Here is a 16,517-nt window from a genome sequence, read left to right as displayed (position 1 = left end):
TTATTCACAGATTATTTGGTCTTTATAAGCAACATTGACCCGCTCGTAGGCATTCCAACCTTTGGTGGGCATGATCTGCTTAAAAAATATTTTTAGCTTTTTAAATTTCTTTTCGTAGTCATTCGGGCCACCGAACTCGAGTCGCTGGTCACCGATCTGGGCATACATGACGATCTCTCCACTTCGATCGATATCAAGTTGGCCAATTTGCATGCGCCAAAATTCATCGGCCAAGATGTACTCGACCATGGCCTTTAATTCCGTAGCATAGGCGTCATCCGCCACATTTGACAGTTCCATCAATTGATTGACGTATGCACCCGTGATCACCGGTACTCGGGCGGTGTACTTTAAAGAGATCGGCAAAAGATCACCAGTAGCACCGATGTAGGCTCCTTCACTTCTGTTGCTGACCAACCTCGCGATCGGCTTATTCTGAGCAGCCTTTACGACAAGGTGTCCCTTAAGATCGCGGTACACCTCTGCTGTTCTTACAAAACTGTGAGATTCTATGCGCCGTTCTATTTCCTTGAGATCAACACGCCCGTAGGCATCGCCTAAAATAGAATCACCCTCGTTTTCCATGATCAAACGCAAGACGTCCTCCTCATCAATGAAGAAGTTCTCATAGGCATTTTCAATTTCTACCTCAATGTCATCGATACGATAACCAGGCGCACGATTGGGAGCAAAACTGACCAAAACCAAAATGATCAGTAGGCCAAATACAATGCCTATAATTCTAAAAGCCAACTCTTTCTTTTTCATGATAATGCTGCTTTTAAGGGTTGAACAAGTTTATCGATATCACCGGCTCCAATGGTCAACACCACTTCGGGCTGCCATTCCTTTACCGTTTGATTCAAGGCCTTTTTCGAAACAATTGCCTTTTTATCGAGTGCCACATTTTTCAAGATCATTTCGGAAGTGACCCCCGGCATCGGTTCTTCTCTTGCAGGATAGATATCCAACAAGATCACTTCATCGGCTAATCCTAAGCTTTGGGCAAATTCATCTGCAAAGTCATTCGTTCGAGAGAACAAATGCGGTTGAAAAATTGCCGTGATCTTTCTTTTGGGATAAAGTGCTCGCACCGAACGCAAGAAGGCCTCAATCTCTACCGGATGATGTGCATAATCGTCGATGAAGACCAGTTCTTCTTTTTTGATGATGTATTCAAATCGGCGTTTCACTCCTTTATAAGTAGCCACTGCATCCTTAATGGCACTGTCATCTGCGCCCAGCTCTTTGGCTATCGCTATTGCAGCGATCATGTTCTCGACATTATGGTAGCCTGGCACTTGGAGCTTGATGCCCTCAATGTGTTTGCCGTTATCCTCATAATCGAAAATGAAACTGGCCTCTTCTATTCGGAAATTGGTCGCATGAATGCCCTCTCCTTCAAAGCCATATTTTTGAAAATTCACCGACGCCCGATCAAGTACTTCGTCAGCGATCTTATTCTTTATAAAGAGCTTGCCTTTAGGGATGATTTGATCGATAAACAACCTGAATGAATCCTTCAAAGCTTCTTTATCGCCGTAGATGTCCAAGTGGTCTGCATCGGTAGCTGTGACCACAGCCAATTCAGGATGAAGCGTTAAAAACGACCGATCAAACTCATCAGCCTCAATGACGGCAATGGCATCAGGGTTTTCGTTCAGTACCATGTTTGTATCGTAATTGGCAGATATCCCGCCTAGAAAACCGGCACAATCAATGCCACATGCTGTCAATAAGTGAACCACCATGGAAGTTGTGGTCGTCTTTCCATGGGTACCAGCTACTGCCACCGAACGCATATTCTTAGTGATCAGCCCCAGCACTTCCGACCTTTTCATGATCGCATAGCCCTGGTCTTTCAGCCAATTGAATTCTTGATGACCTTTAGGAATGGCCGGGGTATAGACAACAAGGGTGTGCGCTTTGTCACTCTTTACCTCCGAAGGTAGGTGGGCCACCGCGTCGTCGAAATGAATCGCCATTCCTTCCGCCTGTAGTTTTTCAGTCAAGACGGTTGGTGTTCTGTCATAGCCTTTGACCGATTTACCCATATGCTTGAACCATCGGGCAAGGGCACTCATTCCGATCCCTCCGATTCCTATGAAATAGACGTTATGTAGGTCTTCAAATTTCATCCGATCAGTTCAACAATTTCATTGACAATCTCTTCTGCCGCATTGGGCTTCGCCAATGCATTGATATTCGTTCGTAATTCGGCTTGGCGGTCTGTATTATTGAGCAAAGACAAGGCTTGATCGATAAGTATTTCACGCGCCTCATGGTCTTTGATCAAGACGGCTGCATTTTGCTCGACCATGGCACTTGCATTCTTTGTTTGATGATCTTCGGCAACATTCGGCGAAGGCACAAATAGCACCGGCTTCGCTGCAATGCTAAGCTCAGAAACCGATAAGGCACCAGCCCGGCTGATCACGACGTCTGCCGCTGCATAGGCCAGGTCCATCTCTTGCAGGAATTGGAAAAGCTTAATGTTGTCATGTTGAGCTACCTTCGCCAGTTTTGCTTTCATCTCCTCATAATAGAACCTTCCACACTGCCAGATCACTTGTATCCCTTGTTTCACCAAAGTCTCCAAACCTAAAACCATCGCATCATTGAGGGTTCTTGCACCCAAGCTTCCTCCCAGAATTAAGAGGACGGGCTTTTCAGCGGTAAATCCAAAGAAGTTCATCGCCTTCTCCTTCTTACCTTCTAGCTGTGCAATGTCTTTTCGTACAGGATTGCCGGTCAACACTACCTTTTCAGCAGGAAAGAACTGTTCCATGTTCGGGTAGGCTACACATATCTTTTTGACCTTCTTAGCCAAGAGTTTATTGGTCAGGCCTGCATAAGAATTCTGCTCTTGCAGTAAAGCAGGGATGCCCTTATTAGTCGCTGCCCTCAGTAAAGGACCTGAAGCATAACCGCCAACGCCAACTACCACATGAGGTTTGACACGACGAATGATCCGCTTACTTTTTATTAGGCTATCGATAAGCTTTAATGGAAAAGAGAGGTTATCGAGTGTAAGCTTGCGTTGCAAACCAGAAATCCACAGCCCTTCAATCGCATAGCCGGCCTGCGGTACTTTTTCCATTTCCATTTTACCTTTGGCCCCAACAAAGAGAATCTCTGCGTCAGGAAAACGTTCCTTGAACGCATTGGCAATGGCAATAGCCGGATAGACATGTCCTCCCGTGCCTCCACCACTAATGATCATGCGATATGGTTGCTGTGCCATCACGCGGTTCTCATTCTGTTTTTAAGTTGACCACCAACAGCAGTAAAATCTTCTGTTTCTCCTCTGCTGACACTCAATACGATGCCAAGAGAAAGACCTGTGAACAAGAGAGAGGTACCTCCCATACTGATCAAAGGCAAGGTTTGGCCCGTTACGGGCCCTAGCCCGACCACAACACCAATATTCACCATGGCCTGAATGACGATCAAAAATGTGAGGCCTGCAGATAACAGACCACCAAAGGCCCTATCGCTGTTGGCGACCACGCGCATTCCCCTGTACAGCAGCACGAGGTACAGTAACAGCACAATGACACCACCTACGATGCCATATTCTTCAATGATGATGGCATAAGCATAATCGGAATAGGCTGAGGGTAAGAAATTCCGTTGGGTACTTTTGCCTGGTCCTTTACCAAACACTCCGCCCGTTGCCATTGCAATATTAGATTGCTCAACCTGATAAGGCACATCCGTTTTATCCAAGAACCTAGTCACTCGACTAACAGCTGTTTCGCCCCGTTGCCCCGCCTTCATGGCGATCAACCCGGCAAAAGCACCGACAACCACCAGCATGGCCAGGTATTTGACCGGTACTCTACCAATAAAGAACAACAACATGCAAGTGGCAAAAAGCAACACAGCGGTCGAGATATTGGTCATGGCGATCAGTAAACAGATACCGAAACTCCAGGCCAACATCGGAATCAGCGTATCTTTGATGTCTTCAATTTGAGATTGGCGCTTGGCCAACATGGTGGCTAAGCCGGCTATTAAGGCCATTTTCGCCAAGTCAGAAGGCTGAAACTGCAAACCAATGAAAGGCACTTCTATCCAGCGCCTTGCTTCATTGACCTCTGCACCATATAACCATGCATAGAGCAAAAGAGGAATGGAAGCGATCAGTGCATACTTGGTGATCTTAGCATAGTATCGGTAGTCGATCTTATGGGCTACCCACATCACAAAAAAGGACAAAATGACCATGATGGAATGCCTGAATAAGTACTTCTCCGTATCGCCACCTGCCACACGATAAGCCAATGAACCGGTCGCACTGTAGACCACCAAAATACCCACAAAGGCCAAGAGGACAACGACGATCCAGATCACCGGATCACCTTGGATATGCTTATCGGTCCATATTTTTAGTCGGTTCATCATAGGTTCATTACTGCTTTTTTGAACTGATCACCACGGTCTTCATAATTCTTAAAGAGATCGAAGCTCGAACATGCAGGTGAGAGCAAGACCGTATCTCCCTCCTCTGCGATTTCTTTTGCCCAACGCACTGCTTTGAGCAGGTCACTAGTGGCCTTTACCATCGGAACAATGTGCTCGAAAGAAGTGATGAGCTTGCTATTGTCTTTACCCAAACAGATCAATGCCTTGACCTTCTCTTGGGCCACAGCTTCTACTAAGCTGTAGTCGTTTCCTTTATCTATTCCTCCCGCAATCCATACAATAGGTGTATCGAATGCGCCAAGGGCATATTTCACTGAATCAAGATTGGTTGCTTTTGAATCATTGATGTACTCCACTCCATCGAGCTTTCGTACAGACTCCAATCGATGAGCGGTGTTTTGAAAGGTATTCAACCCTTTCAATAAGGCCTCAGCGGAGACCCCTGCAATCAAAGCAGCATTTCCTGCGGCCAGCGCATTTTGCATGTTATGTAGTCCCTTGATTGAGATATCTGCTCTGGGGGCAGATACCTCAAAATCAAAAGGGACATAAAACAACCTATCATTTTGTAAATGTGAAATCTCAGCGGCGTCTCCACTGAGCGAAAAGGGATGTACGTTCAGGCCACGAGTGGCCTTAGCAACGCCTTCCCCGATATAGGGGTCATCCTGCCAATAGACAACATGACGTCCCAGGTGTACAAGGTGAAATATGCGCATCTTCGATGCGATATATTTTTGAAAGTCATACTCGTATCGATCCAGGTGATCTGGCGTGATGTTCAAGAGTATGGCAATCTCTAATTTCATTTCGTAGGTATCGTCCAATTGGAAGCTACTGATCTCGAGCACATACCAATCGAAGTCATTTTCGAGGACCTGTCTGGCAAAACTCTTCCCTACATTTCCTGCAAGACCTACATGAAAACCTGCAGTCTTCAGAATATGGTAGGTAAGCAAGGAGGTAGTGGTTTTTCCATTGGTTCCCGTCACACCAATAAGCTTGGCATTGGTGTATTTGGCCGCAAACTCTAACTCAGAGATAATCAGATTACCCTGTGCTCTCAGCCTTTTGATCAGGGGAGCAGTCTCTGGTATGCCAGGGCTTTTCACAACAAGGTCTGCTGCCAAAATTCTTTGCTCAGAATGCTTTCCTTCTTCGAAGGCGATACCTGCCTCTTCCAACTCGGCTTTGTGTACCGACTTAATATTGCCCAGATCGGACACAAACACGTCATAGCCCTTCGCTTGCCCTAAACGGGCTGCGCCTACGCCGCTTTCACCGGCTCCAAGTATGGCTAAGGTTCTGTTCATGTATTATCTCAATTTCAATGTAGCCAAGGTCATGATCGCCAGGAGTATTCCAACGATCCAAAACCGGGTCACGATCTTTGCTTCTGGTATTTCTAATTTTTGGTAATGATGATGAAGGGGCGACATTTTAAAAATGCGGCGACCCTCTCCGTATTTCTTTTTCGTGTACTTGAAATAACTCACCTGCATGATCACTGAGAGGTTTTCGATCACAAAAATCCCACAGAGCACGGGGATCAATAATTCTTTTCTGAGCACAAGTGCGAGGACGGCAATGGCGCCGCCCAAGGACAGACTCCCCGTATCACCCATGAATACTTGCGCTGGGTAGGAGTTGTACCAAAGAAAACCGACACAAGCACCAACGAAGGCAGTACAAAAAATCACGAGCTCTCCGGAATTGGGAATAAACATGACATTCAGGTAATCTGAGAAAATCGCATTACCAGAGATGTAAGCGAAAATCGCCAGGGTCAGTCCGATAATGGCTGAGGTACCCGCCGCTAAGCCATCGATACCGTCGGTGATGTTTGCCCCATTCGAAATCGCAGTGACAAAAAAGATCACGATCAGTACATAGATACCTGCCGTCACCCAATCGATATCAGTTGGATTGAGTTTGCTATAGTCCAACTCATTGTTCTTCACAAATGGAATGGTGGTCGTAGTTGATTTAAAATCAGTGTATGCTCTGGTTTGAGCAACCTCTTCTGTTGCATCAGGAGATTCTTGAAACTCTCTGATGACCACGTCATCCGAAAAATACAAGGTGACGCCAACGATCAGACCAACAGTGATCTGACCGAACACTTTGAACTTTCCTGCAAGCCCTTCCTTATTCTTCTTAAAGACTTTGATGTAATCATCGATAAAGCCGATCAGCCCGAGAACCAGCGTAGTGATCAATAGCAGAATAACATAGATGTTTTCTAGTTTGGCGAACAAGAGCGTAGGGATCACTATGGCAGCAATGATGATCAGGCCTCCCATCGTCGGCGTTCCCTTTTTTTCCATTTGACCTGCAAGACCAAGGTCGCGAATGGATTCACCCACTTGCTTTTTTTGAAGCAAGTTGATCAGGCTCTTGCCAAAGGTAATCGTAATCAATAATGAAATGAGCGTTGCCATCCCTGCTCGGAACGAGATATATTGAAACACCCCTGCTCCCATCAGGTCAAATTCTCTATCCAAATATGTAAATAAGTAGTAGAGCATCGCTTAGTTCTGATTATGGATCAGGTTCAACATTTCTTTCAAGATCATTCTATCATCAAATGGGAATCGCTCACCATTGATCTCTTGGTAGTCTTCATGGCCTTTGCCCGCCACAAGAATAATGTCCTTGGGCTCAGCCAAGGCAACCGCCGTTTTAATGGCTTCTTTTCGATCTTCAATCACCAAGGTCTTTCGAACATTGGTGGCGGAGACACCTTCTTGCATGTCTTGAATAATACGCAGCGGCTCTTCGAACCTCGGATTATCAGAGGTCAGCAGGACCTTATCGCTGAAATCGCAGGCGATTTTAGCCATCACAGGCCGCTTCGTCACGTCTCGATTTCCGCCACAACCCAAAACAGTAATGACCTTCTCATTGCCTGTTCGGAACTTATCGATCGTTTTGAGCACATTCTCCAATGCATCCGGCGTATGGGCATAATCAACCAATGCCACAATTCCGGTGGTGGTTTCCACCAGGTCAAAACGACCAGGCGCTGCATTGACGGATGATAAAGCGGTTAGTGCCTCTTGTGGGTCTTCTTCCAGCAATACGGCCGTTCCATAGGCAGCGAGAAGATTATAGGCATTAAAATCACCGATCAATTTGAACCAAACCGATTGATGATCGATATCCAATTCTAAGCCCTGAATGGTATTTGATAATATTTTTCCTTTGAAATCGGCTAGCGATTTTAACGCGTATTTGCTTTTTGATGCCTTGGTGTTTTGGACCATAACAGCCCCTCTTTTGTCATCAGCATTAACCAATGCGAACGCGGAAGATGGCAATTCATCGAAAAGCATTTTTTTCGCGCTGATGTACTCATCAAAGGTCTTGTGATAATCCAAGTGCTCGTGACTGATGTTCGTAAAAACGGCACCCGCATAGGCCAAGCCAGCAATTCGCCGCTGCACGATGGCATGAGAACTAGCCTCCATGAAACAATGCGTCACGCCTTCTTTGACCATTTGGGCCAGCAGCTCATTGATGGTAATGGCATCCGGCGTGGTATGGGTAGCTTTTAATACCTGCTCATTGATCTTATTCTCGACCGTTGAAAGCATACCGGTATTGTATCCCAAGGCCCGAAAGAGATGAAATAATAAAGTTACACAGGTAGTTTTGCCATTGGTTCCTGTGATGCCGATCAGCTTGAGTTTCTTGGAGGGATGACCATAAAAATTGGCCGCCATGATACCCAAGGCTTCTTCACTACGTTTGACAGCAACGTAGGCCACATCGGCTCGCAATGTTTTCGGTAGGCGCTCGCAAACAATCGCATGAGCTCCTGCCTTCAGCGCAGCATCAATATAATCGTGTCCATCAACTTGCGTCCCGTTAACCGCCACAAAGACTGTCCCGGCTTTTACTTTTCTTGAATCGAAGGCAATGGCGTTGATCTCCGTTTGCATGTCGCCAGAAACGGAAAGTAGGGATACATTGTACAATATGTCTTTTAGCAATGCCACTAGCCTAATTTGATGTTTATGGTTTGTCCACGATTTACCTGAATTCCCGGGCCAATCGATTGCGATTGAACACGCCCTCTACCGGAAACCTGTACGCGTAATCCTTTATTCTCCAACAAATAGATCGCATCCCTTAGGGTCATGCCCTGCACGTTTGGTACCAGGTCTAGATCCGAATGATTCTTCTTCCATATGATGGCATTGTTATCCACTCGAGAACGCACCCAATCGACGCTTTCGTCTCCTAGGTGATTGGATATTCCCATCTCATTACACAACAAATTCAACTCATCGTATTTCCCTGCTCTGATCACAGGAAAAGAACCTTCGTTAGCAAGTAGGTCTTCTTGAAAAGGGGAGTGAATCTCAAGATTTTGTGCATAGATCATGTCAGCGATTTCCTTGAATACCGGTGCAGAAACATCTCCACCATACCGATTCCAGCCTTTTGGATCGTCGATGACGACAATACAAGAATACTCCGGTAGATCTGCAGGGAAATAGCCCGCAAACGAAGCATAGTATCGCTGTGCTCGGTAGCGCCCGTCGATCAATTTCTGCGCTGTACCCGTTTTGCCTGCAATGCGATAGTAGTCATTCTTAATGTTTTTGGCAGTTCCATTCTCCACTACGCCTTCGAGCATTTTCCTCAGCTTGGCAATGGTTTCTTTAGAGGCAATTCGCTTATTCAAGACCTTTGAATCAAAGCGCTCGATGGGTTCACCTGCACGCTGAATGCTTTTCACCAGAATCGGCTGGATCATTTTACCCTCATTGGCCACCGCATTGTAAAAGGCGAGGGTTTGTAAAGGTGTGACGGAGGTTTCATAGCCAACCGATATCCACGGCAAACTTGTCCCTGACCAGGTAGGATCATCAGTACTTTTGATGTAAGGTTCGCCCTCTCCCATTAATTGGAAATCCAATGGCTGCCCATAGCCAGTTTCTTTGATGATGTCAATAAAGCGCTGAGGATCATCTCCAAAATGTTCAGTCACTAACTTGGCGGTTCCGACATTAGAGGATTTCACAAAAACATCTTCCACGGTGATCTTGCCATAGCCTCCTCTTTTTACATCCGTTAAGGTGCGGTTATAAAATTGGATGCTTCCCTCGCCCGTTTCCACTGAATCGGTTAGATCGACCTTACCTTCTTCGAGCAAAGCCAACATAGAGGCTAATTTGAAAGTAGATCCAGGATCATTCGTCCCTTGGACTGCATAATTATAGGATTCTGCATAGGCTCCACTAGCCGTTCTTTTGAGGTTAGAGATCGCCTTGATCTCCCCTGTTTTCACCTCCATGAGCACCACTGTCCCGTATTGGGCTTGGTATCTTGTCAGCGCACGCAAGAGTGCATTTTGAGCAACATCTTGTAAGTTGATGTCGATGGTCGTATGAATATCGTAACCGTCAACAGGTCGAACATCAGAAGAAACGTTGACCGGTTTCCAATTTCCTCCGGCCAATCGCTGAAAAAGCCCTTCGCCGTCTCTTCCAGCTAAGAAATCATTAAAGGAACGTTCAATCCCCGCCCCCACATTGTCTTCGTTGATATAACCGATCGTACGTTGCGCCAAAGAGCGAAACGGAAGATGTCTTTTGTCAATTTTCTCAAAGATTACCCCGCCAACCTGCTGACCTAGCCTAAACATGGGCCAAGTCATCATCTCTTGTTTTTGTTGGTAGTTAACCGTTTTTGTATTGAGTACGAGGTATTGATTCTTGTTCTGTCGAGCCACGGAGATCTTCTTCTTGTAATATTCAGAAGAATGATCTCCGTAAAACGCCGACAGTAGGTGTGAAAGGGAGTCTAATTTAGACGTAAAAATTTCTTCATCAACGACCATTGGGTCGAACGCCAATTTGTAAAAAGGTAAAGAAGTGGCCAGCAAATCGTTGTTTGCTGCGTAAATACTTCCCCTTGTGGCTTTAATTTTTTTATAATCCAGCTTGCTCTTTTCGGCAATCTGGATCCATCGTTCGCCTTCTGCGAATTGAATATGCACCAAACGATAGACCACGGCCAACACAAACACCACCATGATCAAAAAGGCAACCCTTACCCGGAGCAGTATGGAGCGTTTAATATTCATCCTCGTCAACAACAATCTTGATCGGTGGCTCCTTACTTTCCTCTAATCCAAGCACTTTGACCTCGCGGCCAACTTCGGACTGTTTACTACGGTACATGTAGTCTGCTTCGAGCGTGGTAACATCGGCCCTGAGGTCTTCTACCTCTTCTTCAAGTTTGTCAATCGTACGAGTTGCACGTTCAGCGTAGTGGTTATTCCAGACATAAAAGATCCCTAACAGCACCACAAATAGTGCTTTCGGAAGATGCTTGATAGGAAATCCGGACTCGATGGCTTCCAGCCGAAGCTTTCGGGCCATAAAACCGAAGAAACCTTGCTGCCTCTGTCGATCTGGTTGTTCTACTCTAAACTTGTTTTCTGCCATGCTACAAGCGAACAGCTATCCTCAGTTTAGCACTCCGTGAACGGCTGTTCTTTGTTAGTTCTTGTTGATCCGCCACAATGGGCTTCTTATTAATTGCCTTAAAAGGCTTTAATTCGTTTCCAAAAAAATCTTTCTCTACCTCTCCAAAGACCTTCCCTTTGTTGATGAAATTCTTCACCATGCGGTCTTCTAATGAGTGATAACTTTCAATCACAAGCCGTCCTCCGGGCTTAATCACTTCTGCTGATTGTTGCAAAAAATCTTCTAAAGCCCCCATCTCGTCGTTCACCTCTATCCTGATCGCCTGAAATACCTGAGCGAAATACTTATTCTCTCTATTTCTTGGCGCAATGGGCTTCAGCACCTCCATGAGCTCCTGCGTTGTCTGGATTGACTTTGAGAATCGTGAAGACACGATCCTAGCCGCCGCTGACTTGGCATTCTTGATCTCCCCATAAATTCCCAGAATTTTATGAAGCTGCTCTTCGCTATACTCGTTGACCAATTCCTTGGCCGTAAGCTGAGCATTGCGATCCATGCGCATGTCCAATTCGGCATCTCCCCGAATGGAAAACCCACGAGCTTCCGCATCAATTTGATGCGAAGAGATTCCCAGATCAGCCAGCACCCCATCTACTTGAGATAGTCCATGAAGCTTCAAGTATCTTTTCAAATACCTGAAATTGGCTTGTACAAATGTGAAAGAACGATCTTTTATTATTTCCGCATTTTTTCTTGCATCGACATCCTGGTCAAACCCAAGTAACTGCCCCTGCTCATCCAAATGCTTTAATATCTCTTGAGAATGACCACCTCCACCGAAGGTGACATCCACATAAATTCCATCAGGTTTTATTGCTAGCCCTTCGACACATTCGCGAAGCATGACCGGCACATGATATTCAGACATCTCGTTTAATCGTCAGCCAAATACTTTTCAGCCAACTTGGAGTATTCTGAGGCATCAGAGATCAAATTCTCTTCGTACAGTTCAGGGTTCCAGATCTCTACTCTGTTTCCAAGCCCCACGACCACCACTTCCTTTTCAAGACCTGCAAAATCCATCATCCGCTTTGGGATGTTTATTCTGCCAGAGCCGTCTAATTCTAGATCGACATTGCCTCGAAAGAAGCTTCTCTGAAACTTCCTGTAGTCCTCATTGAATTCACTCAAAGACCGTACACGGTTCATGATCTTTTTATACTCGAGCATAGGATAGAGCACCAAGCAGGCTTCAAAACCTCGTCTTAGCACTAGCTCATTAGAAGATACTTCAGGTAACGCAGCCTTCACCTTAGCCGGTAAAGCCAAACGCCCCTTCGCATCGAGCTTGCAATCATATTCACCAGTAAAAAAAGACATTACACACCTGAATTGAGACAAAGTTAGAAATACTTCCCACAGTTCCCCACTTTTTTCTACTTTTTCCCACTCTAAGTGAAAAGTAGACTTTTCTATTGGAAAAAACAAATACCACAGCAGTATTCACCTGATTATCCATACAAGACCAACGAATCTATTTTTCTAAAAACCAATTAGTTAGCTCCTATAAAACTTTCTTAGCCTCCATTCCGTAGAGGTTTTGGGCAAAAGTGGCAGAAGGTGGGACTACATCCCATTAGAAAAAATAAACTGAATAAAATAGGGTTAAGAAACGTTAAGTGGTACTGAAAGAACCTTAGCCAATAGAGATAATCCTTAGTTTTGTCGACATAGTATAGTGAGCGAGATATGATAAAGAAGAGTTTAGCCGTCTTAGTTTTTGGATTTTTCATTGCCAGTTGTGCTACTGATCCACAACCAGTGGAAGAAAGTCAACTAGTGGTATATGTTGTAGATTATGGAAGCAATCGATTTGAAGCCGGCACTGTCCTGAACTTTGAGAAAGTTAACATCAGTTTTACGTCCTTGGAGGTAGACATTGACGAAGACCCCATTGAAAATGGAAATGACGGGGCCATTTCGCTCATCTACGAACCAACGGGAGACAAAATATTTGAAGGTGCGCTGACTTTAGAAGGCAACGCACGGATCAATTATCCCGGTATGGCAGCTGCCGACGGATTTTTCGAGATCGACAACCGCGTCACCATTAACCTTAGCGGTGTCGAGGATATTGGAGGCCCCTATGACGAGCCCTTTGGACCAATATGGGGTGCTGTGGACCAATTAGGGCTTTCCGAAGTGTTTGTGAATAACAATGCCATGATTGGTCGATTCTTGTATAAGCCCATTGAATCGAGCAATATCAATTGGAAATGGATCATACTTTTATTCGACCAATAAGGGAGGATGTTGAATGAGTTGTTATCTTTAGTACAGAATAACTATACTACTAACTAATCAAAAGCCCTGTTCTATCTAGTACGGGGCTTTTGTCTTATTTGGTCCGTTCTATTGTAAACTGCACCAGGTCGATAAGGGAGCGCTTGTAGGTTGAATCAGGGAAATCATCCAATTCTTTCAATGCCTCTTGATGATACGAGTTCATGGCTGCAGTAGCGTATTCAATTCCCCCCTTTTCTTTAACAAAGGCGATGACCTCATTGACCTTCTGGTTGTCTTTAGAATACTTCTTGATCTTTTTCAGTACTGCACGTTTCTCACTTTTGGTAGATTTACTCAGAGCGTGAATCAACGGAAGTGTCATTTTCTTTTCCTTGATATCGATTCCCCTTGGTTTTCCGATTTCGTCTGAACCGTAATCGAACAGGTCATCTTTGATCTGAAAGGCCATGCCCACATTAAGGCCAAAAGCCTTCATTTTGGCGACTTGTTCTTCATTGGCACCACTCGAGCACGCTCCAACTGCACAACAGGAGGCGATCAAAGAAGCCGTTTTTTGCCGAATGACATCATAATAGACCTCTTCGGTAATGTCCAATGTTCTGGCCTTGCTGATCTGCAAGAGCTCACCCTCACTCATCTCTTTCACCGCCTCACTCACAATCTTTAGCAGGTCGTAATCCCCATGATCTACAGAAAGCAGTAAGCCCCTCGAAAGAAGGTAATCACCCACCAATACAGCGATCTTATTTTTCCAGATGGCATTAACAGAAAAGTACCCTCTGCGGTAATTGGAATCGTCGACCACATCATCGTGAACCAGAGACGCGGTATGCAGCAATTCGATCAATGAACCTCCCCGATAGGTTCTTTCTGAGATTTGCCCAGAGACTCCAGCTGTGAGGAAAACGAAAAGCGGCCGCATTTGCTTTCCTTTTCGTTTTACAATGAAGCTCATGATCTGATCCACAAGAAAAACCTTACTTTTCATAAAGTCTCTAAACTTGCGTTCAAATGCCTGCATTTCGGTGGCAACAGGCGCCTGGATTTCCTTCAGTTGAGTGGCCATTCTAGCGAGCTACAATAATAACAGGTTCAAGAGCAACGTCAAAGATTATATGAACTTAGCACAGTTAACGGAGCGTTCACTTATTCGTTTGTCGATTGCTTGCTTTTCTTTTCTCTTTAGCTGACGCAAACCTGAGGTTTAGTTCAATTCCGATGTAGGAATGCCAACCTACTTGTCTGACCTCGCTGCTCAACCAGTGGTAGACCAAGCGAAATGTCGACTTTGCATTACCCGTGACCAGACCCGTTCTAAAGTGCATTACCCAAGGGGTTATTACTTCAGTATGTGGCGCTTTGTCGTTCCAGATGGAGCCTTGAATGGTAATGTTCTGCACAACATATTCTAGGCCTGCCCCTACAAACAAGAAGAACTCTTTTCCGGCAGTCTGGCTACTTTTTCCAATGACCGATCGAGCATAGGCGCTTTCATTGAGGGAGGCTAAACGACCGATACGCAGATCGAACTGCTGTTTGGCGTTGGTAAACCCTGTTCCTAACATCAGCGATGAGGTGCTGATGAGGTCTAGCGATGTTGTAGTCAATGGTACTTGTCGTTGAAATTCACCGGAAAGATTGATAGTCAATTCATTGGGGACTTGAAAGTCCCAGCCTCTGGGCTCAGGAAAGCCAAACAACTCATGATACCAAATTTGGAAATCCCCCGCGCCCGTTGCAGGGCCAACCAAAGTAGTGTTTAGTCCATATTTCCATTTGACATGTTCACTTGGGAAATAATTGATCAAATAGGAGGCAGAAAGAGCACCTGTGTAAGGTCGATCAAAATCGTCGACGTCTTCGTTCTCTAAAAACTTCGGTGTAAAAAACTTGTGGGCAATGCCCAGTTCTAAGATCAATTTAGCCGAATCAGACCGTTTAGTTGGGGTTAAAAATCCTTTCTTTGTAGGAACCCATCGATAAGCTAAAATCAACCCATTTGAATAGTACTTGTCTGAATCTCGAAAGGTGTAGACATCATTGTCTGTACGTAAGGTAAGCTCTTGACTTCGCTGCGCTTCTTGCCCAAGCCCTTCATTCACGACCAATAAAAGGAGACAACAGAAGATCTGGGGTAGACGCGCTTTCATATTAAGCAAACAAAAGTCTTAATATTTGCTGAAATCACCAGTATCTTCGTCTAAATGTCTCCAGATCACCCTATAATTAAAATGCTTCATAGGAGAGCCCAGTCTGGGAATACCAGAGAACTCGGCCATTCTGAAAATGCTCTTGTTGACTTTTCGAGTAATGACTACCTCGGGCTGGCCCGTTCGAAATCGTTGAAACTCAAGATCATTGAAGCTTACCAAGAACAATCGACCTGGAATGGAGCCACTGGATCAAGACTCCTGACTGGAAATTCTGCTTTGTTCGAACCGATCGAAGCACAGCTGGCTTCTTTATTTGGCCATGAAAGCTCCTTGGTCTTTAGCTCAGGTTACATGGCCAATTTGGCCTTTTTCTCCACGGTCCCCCAAAAAGGAGATACTGTACTCTACGACGAACTAGCTCATGCGTGCATCAAAGACGGCATGCGATTGAGTTTTGCCAAAAAGTTACCTTTTCGGCACAATGACCTCAATGACCTTGAGTTCAAAATGAAACAGGCCACCGGCCAGGTGTACGTTGCCTGCGAATCAGTCTATTCAATGGATGGCGATCTGGCTCCACTGGAAGAATTAAGCCTTTTTTGTCGTGACAAAGGCGCCTTTCTGGTGGTTGATGAGGCACACTCTACCGGCGTTTGGGGAACAAAAGGTCAGGGTTTAGTTCAGCACAAAGGCTTAGAAGATCAGGTATTTGCAGTCATCCATACCTTTGGCAAGGCCATGGGCGTTCACGGAGCTAGCATCTCCGGACCTCGCGAGCTCAAACAGTTCTTGATTAACTTTGCTCGCCCTTTCATCTACACCACTGCCCCTTCCGATTTTGAGCTATTGGCCATTTCTCAGGCTTTTGATCATTTGGTCCATCATCCAAAAAATCAACAAACACTCCACCAACGCATCGCACTCTTCAATCAGCTCACCGGACACACGCATATTTCTGCAATAAAAACATTGGTGCTTGGACAAAACGAAAACACCAAAAAGATGGCTAATTCTCTGCAAAAAGCAGGATTTGATGTCCGGCCAATTCTCAGCCCAACTGTAAAAGCAGGTACCGAGCGCATAAGAATATGTCTTCACAGTTTTAATTCAGCAGAAGAGATCAGTAGTTTAGCTGAGCAAATTCAAAAGTTGAAGTCTTGAGTATGGTTTTTGAATTATCTTTGAC

15 protein-coding genes are annotated in these 16,517 nt (G+C 45.2%); 2 read left to right on the top strand and 13 right to left on the bottom strand.

The window, feature by feature from the left end; genetic code table 11:
• From AC2D6U_RS00320 to mraZ, 11 genes are read right to left on the bottom strand one after another with little or no spacing between them, the layout of a single operon-like run.
• A complete protein-coding gene (locus tag AC2D6U_RS00320) occupies positions 1-768 on the bottom strand; it encodes a cell division protein FtsQ/DivIB (protein ID WP_484718941.1) in 768 nt (255 codons plus the stop codon).
• Positions 765-2,138, bottom strand: a complete 1,374-nt coding sequence (murC, locus tag AC2D6U_RS00315; RefSeq protein WP_484718940.1) for a UDP-N-acetylmuramate--L-alanine ligase — start codon at positions 2,136-2,138, stop codon at positions 765-767. The genes AC2D6U_RS00320 and murC overlap by 4 nt, the downstream gene beginning before the upstream one ends.
• Positions 2,135-3,244, bottom strand: a complete 1,110-nt coding sequence (gene murG / locus AC2D6U_RS00310; RefSeq protein ID WP_484718939.1) for an undecaprenyldiphospho-muramoylpentapeptide beta-N-acetylglucosaminyltransferase — start codon at positions 3,242-3,244, stop codon at positions 2,135-2,137. Before murG ends, murC begins: the two co-directional genes overlap by 4 nt.
• The gene (locus AC2D6U_RS00305; protein WP_484720570.1) at positions 3,244-4,404 is read right to left on the bottom strand and encodes an FtsW/RodA/SpoVE family cell cycle protein; all 1,161 of its coding nucleotides are present in this window, start codon (positions 4,402-4,404) and stop codon (positions 3,244-3,246) included. Before AC2D6U_RS00305 ends, murG begins: the two co-directional genes overlap by 1 nt.
• On the bottom strand, positions 4,404-5,741 hold the full coding sequence (gene murD / locus AC2D6U_RS00300) for a UDP-N-acetylmuramoyl-L-alanine--D-glutamate ligase (protein WP_484718938.1): 1,338 nt from the start codon (positions 5,739-5,741) through the stop codon (positions 4,404-4,406). The genes AC2D6U_RS00305 and murD overlap by 1 nt, the downstream gene beginning before the upstream one ends.
• Positions 5,742-5,744: 3 nt before the next feature.
• Positions 5,745-6,956 carry a phospho-N-acetylmuramoyl-pentapeptide-transferase gene (gene mraY / locus AC2D6U_RS00295; RefSeq protein ID WP_484718937.1) on the bottom strand — a complete coding sequence of 404 codons (1,212 nt, stop codon included), beginning with the start codon at positions 6,954-6,956 and terminating at the stop codon, positions 5,745-5,747.
• 3 nt (positions 6,957-6,959) lie between these two features.
• Positions 6,960-8,429: a UDP-N-acetylmuramoyl-L-alanyl-D-glutamate--2,6-diaminopimelate ligase gene (locus AC2D6U_RS00290; RefSeq protein WP_484718936.1), complete on the bottom strand. Its 1,470-nt coding sequence runs from the start codon at positions 8,427-8,429 to the stop codon at positions 6,960-6,962.
• Positions 8,429-10,525, bottom strand: a complete 2,097-nt coding sequence (locus AC2D6U_RS00285) for a penicillin-binding protein (protein ID WP_484718935.1) — start codon at positions 10,523-10,525, stop codon at positions 8,429-8,431. The genes AC2D6U_RS00290 and AC2D6U_RS00285 overlap by 1 nt, the downstream gene beginning before the upstream one ends.
• Positions 10,515-10,889, bottom strand: coding sequence for an FtsL-like putative cell division protein (locus tag AC2D6U_RS00280; RefSeq protein ID WP_484718934.1), 375 nt, complete (start codon positions 10,887-10,889; stop codon positions 10,515-10,517). The genes AC2D6U_RS00285 and AC2D6U_RS00280 overlap by 11 nt, the downstream gene beginning before the upstream one ends.
• A gap of 1 nt (position 10,890) precedes the next feature.
• Positions 10,891-11,799, bottom strand: a complete 909-nt coding sequence (rsmH, locus tag AC2D6U_RS00275; protein WP_484718933.1) for a 16S rRNA (cytosine(1402)-N(4))-methyltransferase RsmH — start codon at positions 11,797-11,799, stop codon at positions 10,891-10,893.
• Between the two features lie 5 nt (positions 11,800-11,804).
• Entirely contained in the window at positions 11,805-12,251 is a 447-nt protein-coding gene (mraZ, locus tag AC2D6U_RS00270; protein WP_484718932.1) for a division/cell wall cluster transcriptional repressor MraZ, read from the bottom strand.
• Positions 12,252-12,620: 369 nt separating this feature from the next.
• Here mraZ and AC2D6U_RS00265 point away from each other — a divergent pair, with 369 nt between their 5' ends.
• The gene (locus AC2D6U_RS00265; protein WP_484718931.1) at positions 12,621-13,175 is read left to right on the top strand and encodes a hypothetical protein; all 555 of its coding nucleotides are present in this window, start codon (positions 12,621-12,623) and stop codon (positions 13,173-13,175) included.
• 94 nt (positions 13,176-13,269) lie between these two features.
• Here AC2D6U_RS00265 and AC2D6U_RS00260 read toward each other — a convergent pair whose 3' ends face one another.
• Both AC2D6U_RS00260 and AC2D6U_RS00255 read right to left on the bottom strand, forming a co-directional pair.
• The gene (locus tag AC2D6U_RS00260) at positions 13,270-14,244 is read right to left on the bottom strand and encodes a polyprenyl synthetase family protein (protein WP_484718930.1); all 975 of its coding nucleotides are present in this window, start codon (positions 14,242-14,244) and stop codon (positions 13,270-13,272) included.
• Between the two features lie 76 nt (positions 14,245-14,320).
• Positions 14,321-15,328 carry a lipid A deacylase LpxR family protein gene (locus AC2D6U_RS00255; protein WP_484718929.1) on the bottom strand — a complete coding sequence of 336 codons (1,008 nt, stop codon included), beginning with the start codon at positions 15,326-15,328 and terminating at the stop codon, positions 14,321-14,323.
• Positions 15,329-15,409: 81 nt separating this feature from the next.
• Between AC2D6U_RS00255 and AC2D6U_RS00250 the strand changes: the two genes are divergently transcribed.
• Positions 15,410-16,492 carry an aminotransferase class I/II-fold pyridoxal phosphate-dependent enzyme gene (locus tag AC2D6U_RS00250; RefSeq protein WP_484718928.1) on the top strand — a complete coding sequence of 361 codons (1,083 nt, stop codon included), beginning with the start codon at positions 15,410-15,412 and terminating at the stop codon, positions 16,490-16,492.
• Positions 16,493-16,517 lie beyond the last annotated feature (25 nt).

The organism is Roseivirga sp. YIW32 (genome assembly GCF_057219245.1).
Note: the sequence above shows the minus strand (reverse complement) of the source record. Positions and strands in the feature narration are given on the sequence as shown.